This window comes from Streptomyces sp. NPDC050439 (assembly GCF_040655335.1).
GTDB lineage: Bacteria > Actinomycetota > Actinomycetes > Streptomycetales > Streptomycetaceae > Streptomyces.
In genome coordinates this window covers 81,320-105,359 of record NZ_JBFAJT010000009.1, presented here as the reverse complement: position 1 = coordinate 105,359, position 24,040 = coordinate 81,320, and the positions used below count along the sequence as shown (strand labels likewise).

Here is a 24,040-nt window from a genome sequence, read left to right as displayed (position 1 = left end):
CTCACTGTTCGGACGGGGCGAGCACCCCGGCCTCACGTCCGGCCTCGACGAAGATTCCGGCCGCTTCCCGCAGGTCGGCGGCGGTGTGCTCGCTGGTGACACTGATCCGCAGCCGGGCGTCGCCCAGCGGCACGCCGGGGAAGACGACGGTCTGGCAGAACAGGCCGCGGGCGCGCACGGCCCGGCCCATCTCCATCGCGGTGCGCTCGTCGCCGATGACGATCGGCAGGATGGCGCTCTCGGACTGCTCCAGGTCGAAACCGGCGTCCGTCAGAGCGGTGCGCAGCGTCCGGATGTTCTCCCAGAGCCGGGTGACGCGCTCCGGCTCGGACTCCATGACGTCGATGGAGGCGATCAGGCCGGCGGCCGTGCCGGGCGGGATGTTCGCCGCGAAGACATAGGAGTTGGCGTAGAAGCGCAGATAGTCGATGACCTCTTCGTCGCCGACGACGAAGCCGCCCATGCCGGCGAGGGTCTTGCTCATCGTGCCGAGCTCCAGGTCGACCTGGCCCTTGAGGCCGAAGTGCTCGGCGGTGCCGGTGCCGCGCTCGCCGAGGACGCCGGTGGCGTGGGCGTCGTCGACCAGCACCCGAGCGCCGTACTCCCGGGCCAGGCGGACGATCTCGGGCAGGTCGCAGATGTCGCCGTGCATGCTGAACACGCCGTCGACCACGATGAGCTTGCCCATCGCCTCGCTCTGGCAGCGCTGCAGCACGCGTTCGAGATCGGCCATGTCGTTGTGCCGGTAGATCTTGCGGACGGCGCCGGACAGCTTGCAGCCGTCCACGATGCTCATGTGGTTGAGCTTGTCGACCACGGCCGCGTCATAGCTCTTGACCAGGCCGGAGATGACGCCGAGGTTGGCCGAGTACCCGCCGGGGAACACCGCGCAGGCCTGCCGGCCCTTGAGCCGGGCGAGCCTGCGCTCCAGCTCACGGTGCAGCTCGTTGGTGCCGCCGATGATGCGTGAGCCGGTGTGCGTGGCACCGAAGGTGCGGGTGGCGTCGCAGACCGCCTCGATGACGCGGGGGTGGTTGGCGAGGCCGAGGTAGTTGTTGGAGGCGAACATCAGGAACTCGCGCTCCCGGCCCTCCAGTTCGTCGTAGATGACCGCGCGGCTGCCGCTCATGGCGCGGTGCGGCATCCCGTACCAGTAGAGCCGGTCCTGTTCGCGCCGGGTTCGGTAGCGCTGGAACGAGCGGGCCTTGGCGAAGAGGTCGGGGTCGCGCTCCTCCATGAAGTCCTTCATGGAGCGGCTGTCCCACGCGTCGCCGTCGCCGTCACTGTCGCCGTCGCTGTTTGCGTCCGTGTCCACGCCGTCGAGCGGCTGGAGGGCCTCCAGTTCGGCGTGCAGCTTGCGCAAGGTGGTGGCGGCGACTCCGTCGGTGGCGTCCTGCGGGATGCCGAAGGCCTCGGCACAGTCGGCGATGACCGACGTGAGGACGACGGAGTCGATGCCCAGTTCGCTCTCCAGATCGGCGTCGAGGCCGAGCTGGTCGCGCTGGTAGTGGGTGTGCCGCATGGCCGTGTCGAGCAGGGTCCGCATCAGCTCCTGCGAACGGCTGCCGGCCTCGGGTGCGTCGCCGAGCGCGGTGGTCACGTCCGCGACCAGCTCCCGCAGCGTCGTCGGCACGGAGTCCAGCTCGCGCTTCAGGCCGAAGTGTTCCGTCAGGGCCGCCAGGATCGACTCGAGCACGACGGAGTCGATGCCGAGCTCACCCTCCAGATCGCTGTCCGGGGCCAGGTGCTCGACGTCGTACAGCGTGCGGGACGCGACGATCTCGACGACCTGGCGGTGGATGGACGAGGTGTCCTCGGCGACGTCCACCGGCTCCCTCATCGGACCCCCTCTTTCTCGTTCTCTTTCTCGTTCCGGATGCGGTCCACCAGCGCGGCGATGGCGCCGACCGACTGGAAATTCCCCGGTGCGACCTCGTGCAGTGGCACCGTGATACGAAATTCGCTCTGCAAGAAGTGCACCAGGTCGAAAATTCCCGCGGAGTCGATGATGTTCAATTCGGCGAGCGGTGTTTCGGTATCCAGACCTTCGCTGTCTCCACCAAGCCAGGCCGTGGCAATGTAATCGATGATCGACTGCTCAGTAATCATGGCCGCCTTAGACTCGTATTCGGCAGAATGCCGAGCGGTGACCACACTTGCAGATGTGACTTACATCCGGCTGAGATCCCGGTGTAAATCTGCTGTTGCGCCCATCAGTGCAGGTGAGCGCATGGTTGCGGTCTGATGGCCGACGAGCTGCGCCGGAATCCCGTGCGCGTCGGCGGCGAAACTCGATGTGCGGAACGGCGTTTTGGATTTTCATGGTACGTTGCCACGGATTTTCGCCCACCGGCCGAACGATAAATCTGGAGTTGCCTGTCATGCGCTCCGAATATGCAGCCTGCTCTCAGCAGGAGAACACCGGAACAGAGCACACGGCGATCGTCGGTATCGCCGCGCTCACTCCTCGGGCAGCGGGGGTTGATGCCTATTGGAAACTGGTACGGGACGATTCCGACGGAATACGGTCGCCCGCCCACTGGGCGCCGGACGAACCGGCGATCGACGTCGCCCGCTTCGGCGTCCCGCCGGTGCAGGCACGCTCCATGGCCCGGCTCCAGCTGCTCATGCTGGAGGCGGCGGACCAGTGCCTGACGGACGCCAGGACCGGCCGCGCGGACGTGCACGGCCGCACCGACGAGAGTGAGCGCACCGAGGAGCGCGACCGCACCGACGTGGTGGTCGGCACCTGCTTCGGCCTCGACCGGCAGTACGCCAACGCCCTGCGGATCGCGGGCAGCGGGTACGCCCGCGAGGTGGTCCGTGCCGCGCTCGCCGCCGGCATCCCCGAGGCGGTGGAGAACGCGAGCCAGGCGGGCGAGGAATTGCGTGCCCTGCTGCAGCGGAACCTCGGCGGCGCCCCGCACGACCGGGTCGGCGAGATGGCCAGCACGATCCCGGCCCGGATCGCCTCGGTGTTCCGGCTGCGCGGCCGCACGCTCGCCGTGGAGTCGGCCGACGTCACCTCGTTCCTGGCGCTCGACCAGGCGATGGGCTCACTGCGCCGCGGCCTCGCCGAGCGTGCCCTGGTCGTCACCGGGCAGCTGCGGGAGAGCGGGCTGCTGGCCTCGCTGCTGCGGACCAAGGGCCTGCTGACGCACCCGCAGGGATCATCGGACCCCGCCGCCGAACTCGCAGAAGGAGTCGGCGCGTTGCTCCTGAAGCCGCTGGCCGCCGCCGAGCGGGACCACGACCGGATCTACGCCACGATCACGGCCGGCTCCATCCGGCACCGCGCCCGTGGCGGGGAGTTCCGGCACGAGGACTCGGCCGAGCAGTACCGCGAGGTCATCCGCGCCGCCCACCGGCCCACCGCCCCCGGCACCTCCCCGGTGGGGTACGTCGAGCGGACCGGCACCTCCGGCGAGGAGGCCCAGAAGGCCGAACTGGCGGCCATGCGTGCTGAATTCGGCGAAGACGCACCGGTCATCCGCGACGCGAGCGACCGCCTCGGGCACACCTTCGCCCACGCGGGACTCGCCGCGGTCACCACGGCGGCGCTCGCCCTGCACCACCGCACGCTGCCCGCGCACCGCACGCAGGACGGAACGGAGCCCGCCGCCGACTGGACGGCACCGGCCGGCGCCGCACCCCGACGGGCCGCGGTCAGCGGGGCATCGCTCACCGGGACGCTGTGCCACCTGGTCCTGGAGGAGCACGTGCCGCGGCGCACCGACGCCGTCCCACGTACCGACGCCACCCCACGCACCGACCCCGCCCCACGCGCCGCCCGACTGCCCGAGCCGATCGCCGTGGTGGCCTGCGGCGGCCGGTTCGCCGATGCCGAGAGCGCCGACGCCTACTGGCAGTTGATGCTGTCGGGCCGCGACCGGCTGCGCCCGGTGCCCGCCGACCGACTCGACCGGGAACTCCACTACGCCCCCGGTGCGCTGAGCCTTAACCGCAGCTACACCGAGCTCGGCGGATACGCCGTCGTACCGCAGTCCCCGCCGCCCGGGACGGGAATCGGCGCGGACCGGTACGCGGCGATGGACGCCGCCCAGCGCATGACCCTCGCCGTCGCCGACGAGGTGTTCCGCGGTCGAGGCGGGCGGCCGCTGACCGGGCGGGGGCTGATCGCCGTGGCCAGCAACCTCGGCCTGGCCGCCGACCGGCAGGCACATGTGGACGGCTCGCTCGGCGAACTCGAAGAGTTCGTGCGCGATCTGACCGCCTTCAAGGGCCTCTCCTCCGCTGACCTCGAACGGCTCCTGGACACCGTCCGGCAGGCCTACGGCACCCCGGCAGGCCCGACACCGGACACCCTGGACGGCGCCCTGGCCAGCGGCAGCGCGGCCCTGCTCGCCGGGGTGTACGGCCTGGACGCCGTGCCGCTGGCGGTGGAGGCGGCCTGTGCCTCCTCGCTGGCCGCCCTGGACACCGCGATGACCGCCCTGCGCAACGGCACCGCCGACTATGCCCTGGCCGGTGGCGTCGAACTGCCCTGCTCCGCACGGGACATGGTCCTGTGCTCGGCACTCGGGCTGCTCTCGCACGCCAGGATCACCCCGTTCGACGCCGACGCCGACGGTTTCACGCCCGGTGACGGCTGCGCGCTCTTCCTGCTCAAGCGCCGCTCGGACGCCGAGCGGGACGGCGACGAGATCGTCGCCCTGCTGACCGGCAGCGGCGCCTCGAACGACGCGAAGTCCCTGATCGCCCCGGACGCCGACGGCCAGGTCCGCGCCATGCGCCAGGCGTTCACCCAGGTCGGCCACGCACCGGCCGACGTGGACTACCTGGAGGCGCACGGCACCGGGACCAAGGTCGGCGACCGGGTGGAGATCACCGCCACCGGCCGGGTCTACGGCGGTGCCGCCCGGGTACGCCCGCTGGAGATCGGCTCGGCCAAGAGCTTCGTCGGCCACACCTTCGCGGCCGCGGGCGGGGCCGGCCTGCTGCGTGCCGTGCTCGCCCTGCGCGCGGGGACGCTGCCGCCCAACACCAACCTCCACCATCCCAACCCGGCACTGGACCTGGAGGCTCTGCCCGCCGTGCTCGGCACCCGGCCCAAGCCGTGGCCCCGCACGCCGGGCCGGCCGCGCCGCGCGGCGGTGAGCTCGTTCGGCACCGGCGGCATCAACTACCACCTGCTGGTCGAGGAGGCGGGCCCGGACGAGGGCCGCGGCCGCCGGCCGGGCGCACCCCGTCAGGACGAACCGAACGATGGGACGGACCTCTCCCGATGAACCCGCTGATCAGCACCACCTTCGACCGTGACACCGAGGACATGTGCGCGACGCTCATGGACTTCGCCGAGAACCGGCTCCAGGCACCGGACGTGTTCGACGCCGAGGACTTCCGCCGCCGGTGGCTGCTCGCCGGACGGCAGGGCGTCACCGGAACCTGCGTACCCGACGAGTTCGGTGGCGCGGGCCTCGGCGCGGTGACCGCCACCGCACTGATGGAGGCGCTCGGCAGGGGGTGCCGGGACACCGGTTTCGTCTTCTCCGTCGCCGCCCATCTGTACGCCTGCCTGATGCCGGTGGTGGAGTTCGGCACGACCGAGCAGAAGAAGCGCTGGCTGCCGGGGCTCGCCTCCGGTGAGCTGATCGCCGCCCACGGCATCACCGAGCCGGAGGCCGGCTCGGACGCGCTCAACCTGCGGACCAGGGCGGTACGCGACGGCGACCGGTTCATCCTCAACGGCGAGAAGTGCTTCACCACCAACGCCCCGGTCGCCGACGTCTTCCTGATCCAGGCGGTGACCAGCCCGGAGAGCGGCTACTTCGGCCTGACCTCGTTCCTGGTCGACGCCCGTACTCCGGGGCTCACCGTCGGCCGTCCGTACGACAAGGTGGGCCTGCGCGGATCACCGACGGCCGATGTCCGCCTGGAGGACGTCGCCGTACCGGCCGACCGCATCCTGGGCGCCGAGGGGGGCGGCGCGGCCGTCTTCACCTCCTCGATGCGGTGGGAACGCACCTGCCTGTTCGCCGCGTACCTCGGCGGGATGAAGCGGCTGCTGGACTCCACGATCGAGTACGTCAGGGAGCGCGAGCAGTTCGGTGTGCCGGTCGGGTCGTTCCAGGCGGTGAGTCACCGCGTCGTCGACATGCTGCTGCGTCACGAGTCGGCCCGGCTGCTGCTCTTCCGCGCCGCCGCCGGTCTGGACGAGGGCAGTCACGACGAGGTCGGCCCCGCGCTCGCGAAGATCGCGGTCAGTGAGGCCGCCGTACAGATCGGCCTGGACGCCGTGCAGTTGAGGGGCGGCCTGGGGATCGTGGACGGGGAGGCGGAGGCGTTCCTGCGGGACGCGCTGCCCTCCCGGGTCTTCTCCGGCACCAATGAGATCCAGAAGAACAACATCGCAAGGAGCCTGGGCCTCGGCCGCGCGCCGCACCGGCGCCGCACGGGCCGCTGACCGTCTGCCGCTTCCCGCCCATCGCTTCCTGCTTCCCGTTTCCCACTTCCCGTTCCGGAGGAACAGTGGAGTACATCGTCCACCGCATCAAGCTCCGTCCCGGCGTCGACCCGAAGCGCTTCGAGGACTGGGTGCGCGAGACCGACTACGCGACCTGCCCCGAACTGCCCAGTGTCGTCACCTTCAGCGTCCAGCGGGCCTCGGATGATCCCGAGGCGCCCTTCAACTACTTCGAGATCATCGGCGTGACCGGCCGGGACGCCTTCGACCGGGACATGAAACTGGACGCCTTCCACGGTCTGGAGGAGGCCTTCGCCGAGATGGCCGACGTCGTCGACGAGACGGCCGGGGAACGGATCGGCGCCGGCTACAGCAAGCCCGTTTCCTGACCACACGAGGAGGGGCCCCGGTCGCAGGAAGCGACCGGGGCCCCGCCCGTGTGCGTGCCGTCCGCCTCAGCCCGGCGTCAGCAGGAGAACCGCGTTCTGCCCGCCGAACCCGAAGGAATTGCTGACCACGGTGGAGACCGGACCCTCCCGGCCCGCCTTGTGCACGACGTCCAGGTCGATCTCCGGGTCCTGGGCCGTCAGATTCGCCGTCGGCGGGATGAAGGAGTGCTCCAGCGTCAGCGCCGCCGCGGCCGCCTCGATGGCCCCGGCGGCACCGAGGGTGTGCCCGAGGACCCCCTTGACGGAGGTGACCGGCGGCTGGTGCGGGAAGACCCGCCGGATGAGCCGGGACTCGGCGGCGTCGTTGAGCGGGGTGGAGGTGCCGTGCGCGTTGACGTGGTCGACCGCCTCGGGGCCGACCCCGGCGTCCCGCAGCGCCGCCCGCACCGCGAGCTCCGCGCCCGCGCCCTGCGGGTCGGGCGCCGTCGGGTTGTACGCGTCGGCCGACGCGCCGTACCCGCTCACCCGTGCCCTGATCCGGGCGCCCCGCGCCCTGGCGTCCGCCACGCGTTCGAGGACCAGCACGGCCGCGCCCTCGGCGAGCACGAAGCCGTCCCGGTTCACGTCGAACGGCCGCGAGGCCGCCGTCGGGTCCTCGTCGTGCCGGGAGAGCGCGCCCATCTGCGCGAAGCCTCCGGCGATCGACGGCACCATGCACGCTTCCGCTCCGCCGGTCAGCACCACGTCGCAGAGGCCGCCGCGCAGCAGGTCCCGGGCGGCGCCGATGGCGGTGGTGCCCGACGAACAGGCCGTCACCGTCACGAAGTTGGGGCCCTTGGCGCCGTACTCCATGGCCAGATGACCGGCCGACATGTTGCAGATGAGCATCGGGATCAGCATCGGCGAGACGCTCCCGGAGCCCTTCTCCAGCAGCTTGCGGTGCTGCGTCTCCCAACTGGCGGCCCCGCCCAGACCGACGCCGAGCACGACGCCGACGCGGGCCCCGTCCCAGGTGGCCGGGTCCAGCCCCGAGTCGGCGACCGCCTCGGCGGCTGCCGCGAGCGCCAGCTGATTGTGGCGGTCCAGCCGCCACGCCTTGCGCCGGCCGATGGACTTCACCGGGTCGAAGTCCGGCACCTGAGCGCCGAACTCAACCGGCGCACCCGCGAGTTCGGGCACCAGGCCCGCGCACGTCCCCTCGGCGGCGCACAGCCGCTCCCAGGTGGGTGACACTCCGACACCGGCCGGCGTCACCATCCCCAGGCCGGTGATGGCGGCGTCGAAGCGGCCGTCACCGGCCGCCATCAGACCTCCACCAGCTTGGCCTCGATCACCTTGGCGACGTGCGCCATCGTGTCCTCGGCGTGCAGCTCGTCGTCGCCGATCGGGACGTCGAACTCCTGCTGCGCGGCGATCGTCAGCTCGACCAGGGCGAGGGAGTCGAGCTCCAGGTCCATGAAGGTCGTGCTCTCGGTGACTTCGCCTGCCTCGGCGCCGAAGCCCTGCACCAGGAGGCCGACGAAGCGTTCGTAGACGTCACTCATGAGTATCTCCGTAAGGATGGCGCGGACGGTGCGCCCGCGCGAGGGGTGGGTGAGTCGGGCGTACGACGGGGTGGTCAGGCGGGTTGTACGTCCGGCCAGGTCAGGGCGGCGGCGCCCCAGGTGAGTCCGCCGCCGAAAGCGGTGAGCACGGTGCGATGGCCGGGCAGCAGGCGGCGCTCGTTCACCGCGTCGGCCAGGGCGAGCGGCAGCGACGCCGCAGCCGTGTTGCCGACCCGGTCCAGATGGATCGGACAGCGCTCGCGCTCCAGGCCGAGCTGGTCGGCGACGGCGTACAGGATGCGGAGATTGGCCTGGTGCGCGACCAGCCGGTCGATGGACTCCACCGCCCAGCCGGACTCCTCGGCCACCTGCCGGGAGCTGTGCGTCATCCGCTCCACGGCGTTGCGGAAGACGGACTTGCCGTTCATCCGGAAGTACGGGTCGGCGTCGGCGGCGGTCTCCTGACGGAACGGCTCCCTCGATCCGCCGGAGCGCACCGAGATGAGGTCCTCGCCGCTGCCGTCGCTGGCGAGCACGGTGGGTCCGAGCGCGCCCGGCTCGTCCGGTGAGCCCAGGCGCAGCACCACCGCCCCCGCCCCGTCGCCGAAGATGGCACGGCTGGAGCGGTCCCGGGGATCGAGGAGGCTCGAGTAGGTGTCCGCGCCGATCACCAGGACGCTGTCCGCGGTGCCCGCCGCGATCAGGCCGCGGGCGGTGGCCAGCGCGTAGAGGAATCCGGTGCACACGGCCGACACGTCGAAGGCGGGGACCGGCGCGAGCCCCAGCCGGGAGGCGACCAGCGGCGCGGTGGCCGGACAGATCCGGTCGGGCGTGGTGGTGGCGAGCACGACCGCGTCCGTCTGCTCCCGGCCCGCGGACTTCAGCGCCCGGCCGCCGGCTTCGACGGCCATGTCGGAGGTGGCGGTCCCGGGTTCGGCGATGTGCCGCTGCCCGATGCCCGTTCTGCTGCGTATCCAGTGGTCCGAGGTGTCGAGTTCGCGGCCCAGGTCGTCGTTGGTGACCACCTGGGCCGGCAGCCAGCTGCCGAGGCCCGCCAGGACCGAGGCCCGTGTCATCGCGGCAGTCCTCCGTTCAGGCCGCTCCCGCGGGCGTCGTCGCGGGAGCCGTCGGGGCCAGGGACGCTATGCGCTCGGCGAGCTTCGGGTCGCCGACCACGGAGCCGCCCGGGAAGAGACCGAGCACGATCAGGCCGATGGTCTCCTTGATGACGCGCTCGGCCACCGGGTCGAGGATGCCGATCAGGCTGGGGATGCCGAAGTCGAAGTCGGTGGTGAAGTCGACCCGGCTGCCGCCGTCCGTCGCGACGACGTGCCAGCGGCCGGAGAAGGACTCGAAGTCCCCTTCCGCCTGCTCGAAGTCGATGGTCCGCGCGGTCTCGTCGGCCCGGTCGTGCTCCGTCCAGCGCAGGACGCCGTTGCGGAAATAGACTTCCCAGTCGCTCTCGCCCGTACGCGATTCGACCGAGCGCACCGCGGGGGCCAGGCCGGGAAACCGGCCGAACTCGCGGACCGTGGCGAACGCGGTGTCGGGGCCGACGCCGGGCAGATCGATCACAAGCTGCACGCTACGCATGGGGTTTGCCGCCTAGTGAGTCGGTGCGGAGGGAAGGTACTGCGCTGCCTGTGCGCGGCAGGCGCGGTCGAACGCCTCGTAGAGGAACGTCACGTCCGAGGGGGCGAGCACTGCGGGGGGAGTGAAGCGCAGCACCATGTGCGAGTTGAGCGAGTGGTTGGCGATGACGCCCTGGTCGAGGAGCTCGATCAGCAGCTCTCCGGCGAGTCCGGGCTCGGTGAACTCCACGCCGATCAGGAGCCCTTGGCCCCGCACCTCGGCCACGGTGTCGCCGAAGTGGCGTACGGCGATCTCGCGGAGCCCGCCGAGCAGTTCGGCGCCGAGGACGCGGGCGCGGTCCACGAGTCCGTCGTCCTCGATCGCGGCCAGCGCGCCGCGGACCGCCGCCATGGCGAGCGGCGAGCCGGAGAAGGTGGACGTGTGCAGGTAGGGGTCCTTGTCGAAGACCGAGAACACCTCGGGCGTGGCCACAAGGGCGGAGACGGGCAGGATGCCGCCGCCCAGCGCCTTGCCGGTGAGCAGCATGTCGGGGGTGACGCCCGCCAGATCGGCCCCCCACCAGGCGCCGAGGCGGCCGAGACCCGTCTGGATCTCGTCGAGGACAAGGAGGGCGCCGTGGGTGTCGCAGATCCGGCGTACGTCGCGCAGGTACCCGGCCGGCGGGATGATCACCCCGGCCTCGCCCTGCACCGGTTCGAGGACCACGCAGGCCTCGCCCGGCATGGTCGCGAGTAGCCGTTCCAGTGCCGCCGCGTCGCCGTAGGGGACGTGGTCGACGCCCGGCAGGAGCGGGCGGAACGGGTCCTGGAAGACATCCTTGCCGGTGAGGCTGAGCGCGCCCATGGTCTTGCCGTGGTATCCGCCCTCGGTGGCCACCAGTCGGGTGCGGCCCTGGGTGCGGGCGAGCTTGATCGCCGCTTCGACCACCTCGGCGCCGCCGCAGGCGAAGTGCACCCGCTCAAGACCCTGTGGCGCGTGGGCGACCAGCGCGTCCGCCGCGTACGCGGCCTGCGGTTCGAGGAAGAGCCGGGTGGCGACGGGATGGCGGCCCAGCTGCTCGGTGACCCGGGAGAGGACCGCCGGGTGCCGGGCACCGGTGATGAAGACGCCGTAGCCCCCGCAGTTGAGGAAGCGGCGGTCCTCCTCGCCGGTGACCCAGGCCCCGTCCGACGCCAACTCGACGTGCCTGCCGAAGAGTTCGCCGAGCGTGGCCCGGCCCTTGTTCATGCGTGTCCGATAGAGCTCGATCAGGGTGTCCGCGTCGGTTGCCTCGGCGGCGCTGCCCGGAGTTTCGACTGTGGTCATGGTTCCCTTAGTGGTCGCCCGGAAGGGCAGGTTGTCGCGGAGGCCGCGAAGAGCTTCCTGGAGCGTCACGGCGAACGCCTGGGGCAGGTGTCCGCCGAACGAGTCAGCTGAAGAGCTCACGCCAGGCGCCGAAGACGGCCGCGCGCGGGGGCGTACCCGTGCTGAAGCTGACTCCTTGGACGTGCGAGGTGCGCAGGATCGGGTAGTTGGCCTCGCCGAAGACGCCGCCGGTAAGGCCCGTTCCGCCGTGCGTGGGCAGGCAGGGCAGGAAGCCGATGTGCGAGTCGTTGACCTTGAGCAGACCGCCGCCCGTGATGCGGTCGGTGAAGTGCTCCACGACGTGTTCGTCCCGCGCCCACAGGGAGTTCCGCAGCCCGTACTCGTTGGACTCCACGAAGGAGACGAAGCGGTCCAACAGCGTTTTGTCGTCCGCCGGTTCGGCGACGATCACCGGAAGGAGCGGGAAGAACGTCTCATGGCGTACGGCATCGAGATCCCGGGCGTGCGCCAGGCCGCGTACGACGAGGACCGTCGGTTCGAGGAAGATGCCGTTCGGGTCGCGGGTGCCGTCGAGCTGCATCGCGTGCCCGCCGTGGGCGAGTTCGGCGCCCTTCTCCAGCGCCTGCTCCAGGCAGGCGAAGAACTTCTCGTTGCGCAGTACGGGCGTCAGCAGCACCTCGGGGTCCTGCGGCCGGCCGGGACGGATCGAGCGCACCTGCCGGAGCAGGGCCTCGAGCAGCCCGTCGGCGGCGTCCGGGTGGACGACGACCTGGTTGGGGATCATGCACAGCTGGCCGGAGCCGTAGAAGCTCTCGGTGAGGGCCTCGGCGGCGAGTTCGACGTCGGCGTCCTTCCAGACGGTCACCACGTCGTTGCCGGCCAGTTCGAGGATCGGCTTCTTGCCCGCGGCGATGCAGCGCTGCTCGAAACGCACGCCGTTCTCACTGCTGCCGAAGTAGATGATGTCGTCGACCTCGGGGCTGTCCAGCCAGGCCGACAGCATCGGTGCCGGATCGCCGCAGACGGCGTTGAGCACCCCGCTGGGTGCCCCGAGCTCCTCGAGGACCGGCGCGACGATCTCCTGGAGCACGTACATCACGCCCAGGGGACCGCTGCGCGGCGCCCTGACGACCAGTGCGTTGCCCGCCATGATCGAGGTGGCGCCCAGCATGGCGCTCGAAAGCGGCGCGTTCTGGGGCGGGTTGAGGCAGACGACGCCGTCCGGCCGGCGGCGGACCTGCAGGCGGCGCTCACCGTGGCTGAACTCCTGCAGCATCTGCGCGCGGTAGAACGCGGCGGACTGCGAGCCGAAGATCTCCAGCATGCCGGAGACCTGCCAGCGGGCCAGGGGGAGCGGATGCCCCTCCTCGACCAGGATGGCGGCGATCTGTTCGGCGTTGTCGGAGATCCGCTGGTGGAGCAGCTCGGCGAACCGGTCGACCCGGATCTCCAGCGGGACCGCGCCCCACTCGGGGGCAGCCGAGGCGGCCGCCTTGACGGCGAGTTCGACGGTGTCGCGGTCCGCCTTGGCGACCCGGCCGACCACGGTGTCCGGCAGGCCGTCGGGGGCGACGTCCTCCAGCCGTCCCTGTTCCAGTCGGCGCTTGAGGCGGAGGCTGGCGAAGACGTCGTCGAGCAGGGCATTTGAGTCCATCACGTAGACCCATTCGCCGCTCTCCCTCCGCTCGCCGTTCACGTAGGAGTAGTAGGTGCGCAGGTCCTGAGGATTCGAACGGTACTGCTGACCAGTGCCCACACTAACTCCATTTCGTCTGCGGACATCGAGCGAGTCGAGTCTGTAGAAGGGGGTGCGTACAAGACCTTTCCAGGGGTTCCTGAGAATGCGCTGATACCTGACTGAGGCTGTTTTTCGGCGCACGGCTGGATTCGAGTGGTGACACAGGACCACGCCCGCACTATAGTTAGTCGGGTGACTAATCCTGAGCGCGCGGGGGTGGTCACTGGGTCGGGTCATGGGTTCTGGAGGGGGGTTGCCATCGGGAATGCGGAGGGGTGCACACGCGTGGCCGGTTGATGACGGCGCAGAAAATCAGCCGGTGCGCGGCGGGAAATGCTTCCCGGTGAGCATGGTGTCCGAGCGAGGTGCGTTTCGATGTTCCCGTGCCCGGGAAGGGACTTCAGCGCCCGGCGAGGATAAGGCTGGGCTCCTGCTTGAGGATTTCCGCGAGACGGCTGCGCATTCCGGGGCCCGGTTCGAGCCCGAGGTCGTTGCTGAGCTGTTGCCGGACCCGGTAGTAGACGTTTATGGCATCCGCCTGCCGGCCTGACCGGTAAAGGGCCAGCATGAGCTGTTCACAGAACCGCTCGCGCAAGGGGTGGCGGGTGAGAAGCTGTTCGAGTTGGGGAACGACTTCGCGGTGCAGTCCAAGGGTGAGCTGTGCCTCGATCAGGAGGTCTCGCGCCATCAGCTTGGTTTCGTTGAGATGTGCACAAGCTGTTTGGCAGCTGATTCCCTGACCGGTGTCCGCGAGCGCGGGACCGCGCCACATCTGGAGTGCCTCGGTGAGCTTCACGATGGCTTGATCCGGTGCGTGGTGAAGGGTGTGGCTGCCCACTTGCTGCACGATGCGGGAGAACCTCAGGGCGTCCACGCTGTCCGCGTCGACGTCGAGCAGATAGCCGGATCCGGAGGTTCGCAGCACGTCACGGGCCTGCGCGCTGTTGGTCTGTGCGGCCAGCGAGCGCCGCAGCCTGGCCACGTGGCCCTGCAGTGAGTTGGCCGCCGAGCGTGGCGGGTTGTCACCCCACAGCTCGTCGAGAAGATCGGCGGCGGATATGACCTCGCCGGGATGGAGGGCAAGGCTCGCGATGATGGTCCTGGGTTTCGCTCCTGGTATCTCGATCTCTTTTCCGCCATGGGTGACGTGCATCGGTCCCAAAACTTCGATCAGCATTTCGTTCCCCGTCTGCTCGAACTTGATGCCGTGCTTTGCCCAGCACTGAGGCGGGCTGGCGGGTGATCTCTACGGCGGCGGGCCGCCGTGGACAGCGGGAGGCATGGAAAAGGGGTGCGGGTGGGGCATTCAGTTGACCTCACGATCCTCTTCGCGGCACATCTGCTTTCACTCGCAAGGGATTGAAGCAATAGGTATACACGCTTCTTTGGCCGAGTTCTAGTGGTTTCAGCCAATCCCGTGCATGAAGTGACAGCGGTCACCTCTTAATGGGCATTACCCGTCGGCAGCTGAACCAGAGTCAAATTCGCGGGTCCGCAACGTAAAGCAGATGGGAACTCCCCGGACGTGGATACCGGGGAGTTCCCATCTTCACAAGTGAGAGTGCCTTCTTCTATCTGTCCCGGAATTCGGATCGATTTTCGAAACGTGTTCCGCGGGCTGACCAAGGCGTTCGGGCACTCCATGGGCGAGCACCAGCTTCAGGAGCAGCACGGCCGGCAGCCAGCCGAGCCCCGGAGGGGAGTCGACGAAGGACGCCACCATGATCCCGGCGACGACGATGGCGAGCGCGATCGGCCGCTTCAGGCGTTCGCCGGCCCGGTCCACGGCGACCGCTCCGGCGAGCGCCCAGGCGTACCAGAGCAGGCCCCACCACCAGGTGCCGCCCGGTATCACCAGGGCGATGAGGACCGGCTGGAAGTGGACCGCCGTGAACCCCACCGGGTGGTGGAAGAAGCGGGCGAGCACCGAGTCGGTGAAGGTCAGGGGTGAGTGGTAGAAGTGCTTGGCCGTGTCGAGGCCGTTGGCGACGACACCGCCGGCCAGATCGTGGACGAGCAGGACACCGATGAGCCATTGCCACCAGCTCCAGCCCAGTCCGTGTCCGCCGACCGTCAGTGCGCCGATGCCGAACGCCGAGACCGCGTAGGCGAGGCCTTTCTCCACGCGGGTGGCGCCGGCGCCGAACGCCCAGCTCGGCTTGGCCGCATCCACTGTGAGTCCTCCAGGAAGGCAGGGAGAGAGGGGGGATCGGCGGCCCGGCCGGGGGAGGTCCGGGCCGCCGAGACTGTGCCGTCAGGGGGATCGTTACCCGTCGGGGCGGCCGGGAAGGAATTGGGACAGGGCGGAGAGCGCCTCGCCGTTGTCCAGGTCGGGGTCGAGCATCCGGTGCAGGAGCATGCCGTCGAGCAGCGCGATCAGAACGGTCTCGGTGCCGTCCGGTGCGGTCGGGTGGACCCTCTTGATCCAGGCCCGGAGCACGGCCCTGGTCTCGGTGAGCGACTCCCGCAGCACCTCGCCGAGCAGCGGTTCACGGGCCGCGCCCGCGATCAGTTCGACCGTCAGCCGGGCGGTCCTGTCGTCGTGCGGGGTGGACAGCAGCTCGATCAGTTTGGCGTGCGCCTCGCCGATCGTCGTGGTGCTGCTCAGCTCCGTGGTGACCGGGTCGAAGACCTGCTCACCGGCCCGGCGGGCGATGGTCGCCTTCAGCTGGGGCAACCCGCCCCAGTAGTAATGGATCAGGCCGAGGTTGGCGTTGGCGCGCTCGGCGACGGAACGGGTGGTGACGCCCGGCCAGCCGCTCTCCGCGAGCAGCTCCACGCCGGCATCGGCCAGTTGCTCACGTCGGCGTTGGCCGCGTGCCGAAGTTGGCCGATCGACTAAATTAGTCATGTGACCAACCTAGCGTTACGCCTCGCCTTTGTCACGCCCGGCCATCACCGCAGGTCAGCGGCGTGCGTTCGGCGAAGATCCGTGCGGGACGCCGTCGCGGCCTGCCGCGCCGTGCGGGCTCCGCCGCCGTCAGATGTGCCGTGGGCGCCGCCGAGCCCGCTGAAATTCTTTCCCGCGCCCTGACCGGGGGAAATCATCTGCCGGGGCTAAATGCCGTCTTGACATTCTTATCCGGCGGGCTATTTCATGCAGAACCTGGGCGTCCCTTCTCCTGCACGCCTGTTGATCGCGTTCTGCGCCGAATCGCGAATGCGCCTCCCGTCCTGCTCTCACGCAAACAAACGGAGTTTCTCTATGCTTTCGCGACTGGCGTCGCTGGCTGTCCACCGGCGCCGTCTTGTTCTCGTACTGTCCGCATTGGGTTTCGTGCTGATAGCCGTCGTCTCGGGACCGGTGATGACCTCGCTGTCCGCCGGAGGCTTCGACGACCCCGACTCCGAGTCGTCCGTCGCCTCCGATGTCATCGAGGAGCGCTTCGACGCGGGCGATGCCAACTTCATCCTGCTCGTCACGCCCGACGGGGCGCTCGACGATCCGCGGACGAAGAGCGACGGGGAGCGGCTCACCAAGAGACTCGCCGGTGAGGACGGCGTCGAGTCGGTGACGTCCTACTTCGCCCCGAAGGGCGGGGAGGCGGCATCCGAACTCGTCTCCAAGGACGGCGACCAGGCCCTGATCCTGGCCCGGCTCGGCGGTGACGACGACAAGATCGCGGAGACGGCCAAGGAGATCGTCCCGGATGTGGTGGGCGACCAGGGCAGCCTCCAGGTGAAGTCCGGCGGCTACGCGGAGTTCAACCGGCAGAGCAACGAGAAGGTCGAGCAGGACCTGCTGCTCGCCGAGTCCATCGCGGTCCCGATCACTTTGCTTCTGCTCATCCTGGTCTTCCGCTCGGGCGCCGCGGCACTGCTGCCGCTGGCGGTCGCGGGCGTCTCGGTCGTGGGGTCGCTCGCCGCCCTGGTGGTCATCGCCCAGTTCACCTCGGTGTCGGTCTTCGCCACCAACCTCACCACCGCCCTTGGCCTCGGCCTGGCCATCGACTACTCGCTCTTCATCGTCAGCCGCTACCGCGAGGAACTTGCCAGAGGCTGCGACCTGGAGGAGGCGCTGCGCCGCTCGCTGAACACCGCGGGCCGCACGGTCTTCTTCTCCTCGCTCACGGTGCTGCTCTCGCTCTGCGCGCTGCTGGTCTTCCCGCTGTACTACCTGACGTCGTTCGCCTACGCGGGCATCGGCGTGGTGCTCTTCTCGATGCTGGGCTCGCTCGTGCTGCTCCCGGCCCTGCTCTCCCTCCTTGGCCCCCGGGTCGACAAGTTCGACCTGCTGGCCAGGTTCCGGCGCAAGCAGCCCGTGGCCGCCGCCGATCAGACGGAGGGCTTCTGGTACCGGCTCGCCACCTTCGTGATGCGCCGACCCGTGCCGGTGCTCACCGTGGTGCTCGTCGGCCTCGCCATCCTGGTCGCGCCGTTCGGCAGTGCGTCCTACGGGCTGCCCGACGACCGTTCACTGTCGAAGGACGCGGAGGCCGCACAGGTCGGCAACGCCCTGCGGGACGACTTCCCCGCCATGGCCGGACAGGGACTCCAGGTCGTCCTCGACACCAAGCCATCCGGAGATGAACTCACCTCATACGCCGTCAAGTTGTCCGAGGTCAAGGGCATCGAGCGGGTCGACTCGTCCGCCGGCATCTTCAAGGACGGCGAGCGCGTGGCCCCCGCGCCCTCGGGTGCCGCGGAGGCCTTCGACGCCGAAGGCTCCACCTGGCTCTCGCTCCAGAGCACCACGGAGGCGTACTCGGACGACGGCCAGGACATGGTCGCCGACGTGCGCGGACTCTCCCCGCCGGGGGACACCGAGGCCAAGGTCAGCGGCATGGCCGCCGCCTACACCGACACCCTCGACAGCCTCTGGGCCGCGCTCCCCTACGCGGCGCTGATCATCGCCGTGCTGACCTTCGTGCTGCTCTTCCTCTTCACCGGCAGCCTGCTGGTCCCGCTCAAGGCGATCGTCATGAACCTGTTGAGCCTCACGGCCACGTTCGGGGCGATGGTGTTCATCTTCCAGGAGGGCCATCTCACCTTCCTGGCCGGTGACTTCACCGTGACAGGGCAGATCGACGTCACGATGCCGATCCTGATGTTCTGCGTGATCTTCGGCCTCTCGATGGACTACGAGGTCTTCCTGCTCTCCCGGATCAAGGAGGAGTACGACCGGACCGGCGACAACACGGCGGCGGTCGCGCACGGCATCCAGAGCACGGGGCGGCTGATCACCGCGGCCGCCGGGCTGATGGCGATCTTCTTCGTCGCCCTCGTCTTCACCAGCTTCACCCCCGTCAAGATCCTCGGTCTGGGGACGGCACTCGCGATCGTCATGGACGCGGCGATCATCCGAGGTCTGCTGGTGCCCGCGTTCATGCGGCTCGCCGGCAACGCGAACTGGTGGGCACCGGGGCCGTTGCGCCGCTTCCACCAGAAGTACGGCTTCCACCACGAGATGCCGGCCGCCACCGGGAGCGCGGCGGGCGCGACGGTGCCACCGCCGCCGGATGCTCAGGACGCCAAGGAGCGGGAGCGGGCGTCGAACTGACGCGGCCGGGCCCGGCCCGCTTCCACGGCGACGGGGCCGGTCCTCGGGCAGCACGCCCGGGGGCCGGCCCCGTCGCCGTGCCGTGTCAGTCGTCCCACTCCGACTTCCGTCCGCGGTCCTTGCCGCGGCCGAAGCTCATGCCCCGCATCGAGTGCACCGCGTTCACGCCGACGATGCCGCCCCAGGTGACGAACAGGCCCGGCAGGTCCGCGTTGACCACGCCGATCGCCGAGAGGGGGATCGCGAGGATCAGCGAGACGATGCCGAACCCGAAGCGCTCGCCCCAGGAGTCCACGGGGCCGTTCGGCGCGCGCGAGCCGCGCGCCACGACCATCTGCTGCTCGGCCATGTGCCGGCGCATCCGCCGGTCGATGGTGCCGTCCAGGCGCTGCTCGACCTTTTCGAGGAACGAGTCGACCAGCGCGGACTCATACTCTTCGCCCAGCTCTTTGCGAGCGTGCAAAGAGGCGTCGAGTTCCTTCTTCAGTTCGGCGTCTCGGGCTTCCATAGTCCTTCACGTTACGCAGCGGACGAGGCCCTGACAGTGGGGCTACCCCCCCTTTCCGCGGGGATGTGCGACGTGTCGCGGCGGGCGAGCAGCCAATACAGGACCGCGGGGACCACCAGGCCCACGATCCACGAGATGTCCGCACCGCCAAGCGGCTCCACCAGCGGGCCGGTGTAGAAGTGCGTCACCAGGAACGGCAGCTGGGCGAGGAGCCCCACCCCGTAGACCGTCAGCGCGTCCCAGCGCCAGGCTCCGTAGCGGCCGTGCGGGTCGGAGAGCGCCGGGATGTCGTAGCGCTCCTTGGAGATCAGGTAGTAGTCGACCAGGTTGATCGCGGACCAGGGTGTGAAGAACGTCAGCAGGAACAGCAGGAAGTCCTTGAACGAGGTCAGGAAGCTGTCCTTGCCGAGCAGCGCCACCACCGTGCCCGCCACCATGATCAGCGCGATGTACGCCGACCTGCCGCGCGGGGACAGTGTCTTCTGGCCGCGGAAGCCGCTGATGCTCGTCACCATCGACATGAAGCCGCCGTAGGTGTTGAGCACGTTGATGGTCAGCTTGCCGAGCGCGATCACGAAGTACAGGAACGACGCGATCAGACCCGTGCCGCCCAGGCCCACCACGTACCCGACCTGGTTGGCGAGGAACGCCTCGCCCGCGCTCGCCGCCACGAGCACACCGAACGTCATCGACCACTGGGAGCCGAGCGCCGACCCGGACAGCGTCCACCAGAAGGTGGCCCGCCCCGACGTCGTACGCGGCAGATAGCGCGAGTAGTCCGCGACGTACGGGCCGAAGGCGAGCTGCCAGGACGCCGAGAGGGAGACGGCCAGCAGGAACATCGGCAGGTCGAAGTGCGCGTCGTTCAGGAGCGCCGAGAGGTCCACGCGGTCCAGGAGACGGATGCCCAGGTAGATGAAGGCGAGCGCGCAGATCACGCTCGCCACCCGGCCCAGGACATGGATCACGCGGTAGCCGACGGCCGCCACCACCGCGGTGATCACCGCGAAGACGATGATGCCGGTGGTGTCGTTCGTGTGCGTGAGCTGCGCCGTGGCCTGTCCGGCCAGGACGCTGCCGCTCGCGAAGAAGCCGACGTACATGAGGATGACGAGCAGGAGCGGTACGACGGCTCCCCGCACCCCGAACTGGGCGCGCGACTGGATCATCTGGGGCAGACCGAGCTTCGGGCCCTGCGCGGAGTGCAGGGCCATCACGGCGCCCCCGAGCAGATTGCCGAGCAGCAGGCCGACCACCGACCACACCACGTCGCCGCCGAAGACGACGGCGAGCGCGCCGGTGACGACCGCGGTGATCTGCAGGTTGGCGCCCAGCCAGAGGGTGAACTGGCTGAACGCGGTGCCGTGCCGTTCGTCGTCGGGGACGACGTCGATGGAGCGCCGCTCCACGAGAGTGTCTGCCATGATCCGGTGAACTCCCTGCTGCTGGTGAGCCGTTGCCCTGCTGGTGAGCTACTTCTTCTTGATCCCGTGCCGCGCCGCCCAGTCGTTCGCGACGTCCTCGGGGTCCTTCTTGTCCTTGTCCACCAGGCGGTTGAGCTCGGTGAGGTCCTTGGTCGTCAGGGCGTTGCCCAGGCGCGCGAGCGCCTTGCGGACCGTCGAGTCGGCCTTGCGGTCGGCGATGAGCGGCACGACGTGCTGGCCGGGGATCAGGTTCTTGGGGTCGGTGAGCACGACCCACTTCTCGGCGACGATGTCCGTGTCGGTGGTGAAGAGGTTCGCCACGTCCACGTCCCCCTTCTTCAGGGCGCCCTTCACGAGCGGCCCGGAGGAGTCGAGGGACTTGAACTCCTTGAACTCGACGCCGTACACGTCCTTGAGGCCCACCGAGCCGACCGTGCGCTTCTTGACCTCGGGTGCGGCGCCGATGACGAGCTTGCCGTTGTGCTTCGCCAGGTCCGCGAGGGACTTGAGGCCGTACTTGTCGGCGGTCTCCCGCGTCACGACGAAGGCGTCGGAGTCCTCGGCCTTGCCGTACGGGAGGATCTGCAGGCCGCGCGGCAGGACCATGGCGAGCGCGTTCTGCATCTCGCCCTCCTCGGTGGCCTTCGCCTTGGTGTCGAGGTAGTGCAGGAGGGCGCCCTGGTACTCGGGCAGGAGGTCGATGTCGCCGCCCTTGAGGGCGGGGATGAGGATCTCGCGGGTGCCGAGGTTGGGGCGGACGGTCGTCTTCACGCCTTCCGCCTCCAGGGCGGCGGCGTAGAGGTGGCCGAGCACCTGGTTCTCGGTGAAGTTGGCGGTGCCGATGGTGACGCCGTCCTTGCTGGAGCCACCGCCTCCGCCGCCGGAACCTCCCCCGTCGAGGGAGGTGATGCCGCCGCTGCAGGCGGCGAGCGCGGGGACGGAGGCCGCGGCGAAGAGTCCGCCGAGGAGGGTCCTGCGGTTCATGGGGGCCATCTGGGTTGCTCCTAGGCCGACTTGGCGGGGCGGTGGCGGAAGAGGGCGCGCTGCAGTCCGGAGAGCGCGAGATCGAGGACGACGGCGACGACCGCGACGAGCACGGCACCGCCGAGCACCTGCACGAGGTCGCGCTGGGCGAGCCCGTCGAAGACGTACCGGCCGAGCCCGCCGAAGGAGACGTACGCGGCGATGGTGGCCGTCGCGACGACCTGGATCAGCGCGAGCCGGAGCCCGGTCATGATCAGCGGCAGCGCGAGGGGCAGTTCGACCTGGAAGAGGACCTGGTGCCAGCGCATGCCCTGGCCGCGCGCCGCGTCCCGAACCTCGGGGTCGACGGCGGTCATCCCGGCGTAGGTGTTGGTGACGATGGAGGGGACGGCCAGCGCCACCAGAGCGATGTAGACGGGCCACATGGACAGGCCGCTGGCCAGGAAGACCAGCACGACGAGGCCGACCGTCGGAAGCGCGCGCCCGAAGCTGGAGAGGTTGATGGCGACGAACGCGCCGCGCCCGGTGTGCCCGATGAGCAGGCCGACCGGCAGCGCGATCACGGCGGCGATCAGGGTCGCGAGGAGCGAGTACTGGAGGTGTTCCAGGAGGCGGTGCCCGATGCCGTCGGGACCGGCCCACTGCTCGCCGCTGACCAGCCAGGCGCCGAGATCCTTGAAGAGTTCGTACATGTCACGCGCTCCTCTTGCGGCGGGTCCAGGGGGTCAGGACGTACTGGAGGGTGACCAGGAGCGCGTCCGCGACGAGCGCGAGGAGCAGGGTCAGGACGACGCCGACGATGACGGGGGTGGGGAAGTTGCGCTGGAACCCGTCCGTGAAGAGCTGGCCGAGGCCGCCGTCGCCGATGTAGGTCGCCACGGAGACGAGGGAGATCGCCATGACCGTCGCGATGCGTACGCCCGCCATGATCACCGGGAGTGCGAGGGGGAGTTCGACGGTGAGGAGGGTGCGCAGCGGGCGGGTGCCCATGGCCTTGGCCGCTTCCTTCGTCTTCGCCGGGACGGAGTCCAGGCCCTCGACGGTGTTCCGCAGGAGCACGACGAGCGTGTAGATCGTCAGGCCGATGACGGTGGTGGTGCGGGTCAGTCCGCTGACCGGCAGGAGCAGCACGAAGACGGCGATGGACGGGATGGTGAACAGGACGTTCGACAGGCCGAGGAGCAGTCCGCGCAGGGGGCGCACGCGGTGGGCGAGGACGGCCAGGGGGAGCGAGATGAGCAGGCCGAGGAGTACGGCGGTGAGGGCGGCCTGGAGGTGGGAGAGGGTGAGGGTGGTGAGGTCGTCGGTGTGGTCGGCTATCCACGACCAGTCGATGGTCATACGTCGGCCTTGCTTGCGCCGTCCGCCGTGCCCGCGGGGGTCGTTTCGGCGGGCACGGGGCCGTCTTGGGTTGCTCGCGCAGTTCCCCGCGCCCCTGACGGGGCATCGCCCCTGGAAGGGGCGCGAGGAACTGCGCGATCAGCCCCCACCGGCCCGCGGACGGAAGAGTTCCGCCCGCGCGCCGCGCCCTCGTGGATGTCCTCCCGCGAAGACACCCCTGTCAGACGGCCCTCCGCGTCGACGCGTGCCACGAGCCCCGTCGGTGCGGACAGGGACTCGTCGAGGGCGGCGAGGAGCGAGTCGGCGTCCCGCAACGGGCGTACGGGGAGGTCGGGCTCCGCGGCGTCCTTGTGCCGCCAGGCCAGCGGTGCTCCCGCCGCGTCCAGGCGGAGTGTCCAGTCGCCGTCCTGCGGGGCTGGGCCCTGCGCGACGCCCGCCAGGGGAACCAGGGACAGCAGCTTCAGGCCGCGCTCCGCGCCCAGGAAGTCCGCGACGAAGTCGTCGGCGGGGCGGGCCAGGAGCTCGGCAGGGCTCGCGCACTGAACGAGGTGGCCGCCGGTGCGGAAGACGGCTATGCGGTCACCGAGCCGGACGGCCTCGTCGATGTCGTGCGTGACGAAGACGATGGTCTTGTTCAACTCCCGCTGCAGGCGCAGGAGTTCGTCCTGGAGCTGGGTGCGGACGACGGGGTCGACCGCGCCGAACGGCTCGTCCATCAGGAGCACCGGCGGGTCCGCGGCGAGCGCGCGGGCCACGCCCACGCGCTGCTGCTGGCCGCCGGAGAGCTGGTGCGGGTAACGCTTCCCGGCGTCGGCGGTGAGGCCGACCGTCTCCAGGAGCTCGGCCGCCCGCGCCCGCGCCTTCTTGCGGCCCCAGCCGAGCAGCAGTGGCACCGTCGCGATGTTGTCCAGGACGGTGCGGTGCGGGAAGAGCCCGGACTGCTGGATCACGTAACCGATGGAGCGGCGCAGTTCGGCGGCGTCCTGCTCCAGGACGTCCTTGCCGCCCACCCTGATCGTCCCGGAGGTCGGGTCGACCATCCGGTTGATCATGCGGAGCGTGGTCGTCTTGCCGCAACCGGAAGATCCGACGAGGACGGTCACGCCCCCTTCCGGCATCTCAAGGCTGAGGTCGTGGACCGCGGTTGTGCCGTTCGGGAAGCGCTTGTGGACCGTATCGAATTGGATCATGAGGAGTCCCTTGCCCGGCTGTATATCGTCATGCAGAGTTCTCGTTGACTGAATAGATTGTCAATAGCTTGTCCACGCCCCGACGTAAATCACTGGTGAC

The 24,040-nt window shown here is 69.7% G+C and carries 21 protein-coding genes; 4 read left to right on the top strand and 17 right to left on the bottom strand.

Annotated features, from left to right (window positions below):
• Window position 1: 1 nt before the first annotated feature.
• Together AB0I66_RS33005 and AB0I66_RS33000 are read right to left on the bottom strand one after the other, a co-directional pair.
• Entirely contained in the window at window positions 2-1,840 is a 1,839-nt protein-coding gene (locus AB0I66_RS33005) for an aminotransferase class I/II-fold pyridoxal phosphate-dependent enzyme (RefSeq protein ID WP_363211659.1), read from the bottom strand.
• Window positions 1,837-2,109, bottom strand: coding sequence for an acyl carrier protein (locus AB0I66_RS33000; protein ID WP_363211658.1), 273 nt, complete (start codon window positions 2,107-2,109; stop codon window positions 1,837-1,839). Before AB0I66_RS33000 ends, AB0I66_RS33005 begins: the two co-directional genes overlap by 4 nt.
• A 272-nt stretch (window positions 2,110-2,381) precedes the next feature.
• Here AB0I66_RS33000 and AB0I66_RS32995 point away from each other — a divergent pair, with 272 nt between their 5' ends.
• The 3 genes from AB0I66_RS32995 to AB0I66_RS32985 all read left to right on the top strand — a co-directional run bounded on the left by AB0I66_RS32995 (window position 2,382) and on the right by AB0I66_RS32985 (window position 6,813).
• Window positions 2,382-5,249, top strand: a complete 2,868-nt coding sequence (locus AB0I66_RS32995) for a polyketide synthase (protein WP_363211657.1) — start codon at window positions 2,382-2,384, stop codon at window positions 5,247-5,249.
• Entirely contained in the window at window positions 5,246-6,424 is a 1,179-nt protein-coding gene (redW, locus tag AB0I66_RS32990; RefSeq protein WP_363211655.1) for an L-prolyl-[peptidyl-carrier protein] dehydrogenase, read from the top strand. The genes AB0I66_RS32995 and redW overlap by 4 nt, the downstream gene beginning before the upstream one ends.
• Window positions 6,425-6,489: 65 nt before the next feature.
• Complete coding sequence (locus AB0I66_RS32985) at window positions 6,490-6,813, top strand: RedY protein (protein ID WP_363211654.1); 324 nt, start codon at window positions 6,490-6,492, stop codon at window positions 6,811-6,813.
• Window positions 6,814-6,879: 66 nt separating this feature from the next.
• On the opposite strand, the gene AB0I66_RS32980 is transcribed toward AB0I66_RS32985, so the two are convergent.
• The 9 genes from AB0I66_RS32980 to AB0I66_RS32940 all read right to left on the bottom strand — a co-directional run bounded on the left by AB0I66_RS32980 (window position 6,880) and on the right by AB0I66_RS32940 (window position 15,844).
• Window positions 6,880-8,118 (bottom strand): beta-ketoacyl-[acyl-carrier-protein] synthase family protein, encoded by a 1,239-nt coding sequence (locus tag AB0I66_RS32980; protein WP_363211652.1) that lies wholly within the window; start codon window positions 8,116-8,118, stop codon window positions 6,880-6,882.
• Window positions 8,118-8,357, bottom strand: a complete 240-nt coding sequence (locus tag AB0I66_RS32975) for a phosphopantetheine-binding protein (RefSeq protein ID WP_363211651.1) — start codon at window positions 8,355-8,357, stop codon at window positions 8,118-8,120. Before AB0I66_RS32975 ends, AB0I66_RS32980 begins: the two co-directional genes overlap by 1 nt.
• Window positions 8,358-8,431: 74 nt before the next feature.
• Entirely contained in the window at window positions 8,432-9,433 is a 1,002-nt protein-coding gene (locus AB0I66_RS32970; RefSeq protein WP_363211650.1) for a beta-ketoacyl-ACP synthase III, read from the bottom strand.
• Between the two features lie 16 nt (window positions 9,434-9,449).
• Window positions 9,450-9,950, bottom strand: a complete 501-nt coding sequence (locus tag AB0I66_RS32965; protein WP_363211649.1) for an SRPBCC family protein — start codon at window positions 9,948-9,950, stop codon at window positions 9,450-9,452.
• 12 nt (window positions 9,951-9,962) lie between these two features.
• Window positions 9,963-11,255, bottom strand: coding sequence for an aminotransferase class III-fold pyridoxal phosphate-dependent enzyme (locus AB0I66_RS32960; RefSeq protein ID WP_363211648.1), 1,293 nt, complete (start codon window positions 11,253-11,255; stop codon window positions 9,963-9,965).
• Between the two features lie 103 nt (window positions 11,256-11,358).
• The gene (locus tag AB0I66_RS32955) at window positions 11,359-12,909 is read right to left on the bottom strand and encodes an aldehyde dehydrogenase family protein (protein WP_363211967.1); all 1,551 of its coding nucleotides are present in this window, start codon (window positions 12,907-12,909) and stop codon (window positions 11,359-11,361) included.
• A 484-nt stretch (window positions 12,910-13,393) separates the two neighbouring features.
• Window positions 13,394-14,170, bottom strand: a complete 777-nt coding sequence (locus tag AB0I66_RS32950) for an AfsR/SARP family transcriptional regulator (protein WP_363211647.1) — start codon at window positions 14,168-14,170, stop codon at window positions 13,394-13,396.
• A 372-nt stretch (window positions 14,171-14,542) separates the two neighbouring features.
• Complete coding sequence (locus AB0I66_RS32945; RefSeq protein ID WP_363211646.1) at window positions 14,543-15,166, bottom strand: hypothetical protein; 624 nt, start codon at window positions 15,164-15,166, stop codon at window positions 14,543-14,545.
• Between the two features lie 93 nt (window positions 15,167-15,259).
• The gene (locus AB0I66_RS32940) at window positions 15,260-15,844 is read right to left on the bottom strand and encodes a TetR/AcrR family transcriptional regulator (protein ID WP_363211645.1); all 585 of its coding nucleotides are present in this window, start codon (window positions 15,842-15,844) and stop codon (window positions 15,260-15,262) included.
• Window positions 15,845-16,198: 354 nt separating this feature from the next.
• Here AB0I66_RS32940 and AB0I66_RS32935 point away from each other — a divergent pair, with 354 nt between their 5' ends.
• Window positions 16,199-18,493, top strand: coding sequence for an MMPL family transporter (locus AB0I66_RS32935; RefSeq protein WP_363211644.1), 2,295 nt, complete (start codon window positions 16,199-16,201; stop codon window positions 18,491-18,493).
• 85 nt (window positions 18,494-18,578) lie between these two features.
• Here AB0I66_RS32935 and AB0I66_RS32930 read toward each other — a convergent pair whose 3' ends face one another.
• The 6 genes from AB0I66_RS32930 to AB0I66_RS32905 are packed head-to-tail and all read right to left on the bottom strand — an operon-like array spanning window position 18,579 to window position 23,940.
• Window positions 18,579-19,001, bottom strand: coding sequence for a hypothetical protein (locus AB0I66_RS32930; RefSeq protein ID WP_363211643.1), 423 nt, complete (start codon window positions 18,999-19,001; stop codon window positions 18,579-18,581).
• Window positions 19,002-19,012: 11 nt separating this feature from the next.
• Window positions 19,013-20,425, bottom strand: coding sequence for a cytosine permease (locus AB0I66_RS32925; protein ID WP_363211642.1), 1,413 nt, complete (start codon window positions 20,423-20,425; stop codon window positions 19,013-19,015).
• Window positions 20,426-20,473: 48 nt separating this feature from the next.
• Window positions 20,474-21,409 (bottom strand): ABC transporter substrate-binding protein, encoded by a 936-nt coding sequence (locus AB0I66_RS32920; protein ID WP_363211965.1) that lies wholly within the window; start codon window positions 21,407-21,409, stop codon window positions 20,474-20,476.
• A 20-nt stretch (window positions 21,410-21,429) separates the two neighbouring features.
• On the bottom strand, window positions 21,430-22,101 hold the full coding sequence (locus tag AB0I66_RS32915) for an ABC transporter permease (RefSeq protein WP_363211641.1): 672 nt from the start codon (window positions 22,099-22,101) through the stop codon (window positions 21,430-21,432).
• 1 nt (window position 22,102) lies between these two features.
• Window positions 22,103-22,750 carry an ABC transporter permease gene (locus AB0I66_RS32910; RefSeq protein ID WP_363211640.1) on the bottom strand — a complete coding sequence of 216 codons (648 nt, stop codon included), beginning with the start codon at window positions 22,748-22,750 and terminating at the stop codon, window positions 22,103-22,105.
• Complete coding sequence (locus AB0I66_RS32905; RefSeq protein ID WP_363211639.1) at window positions 22,747-23,940, bottom strand: ABC transporter ATP-binding protein; 1,194 nt, start codon at window positions 23,938-23,940, stop codon at window positions 22,747-22,749. The genes AB0I66_RS32910 and AB0I66_RS32905 overlap by 4 nt, the downstream gene beginning before the upstream one ends.
• Window positions 23,941-24,040: the final 100 nt, after the last annotated feature.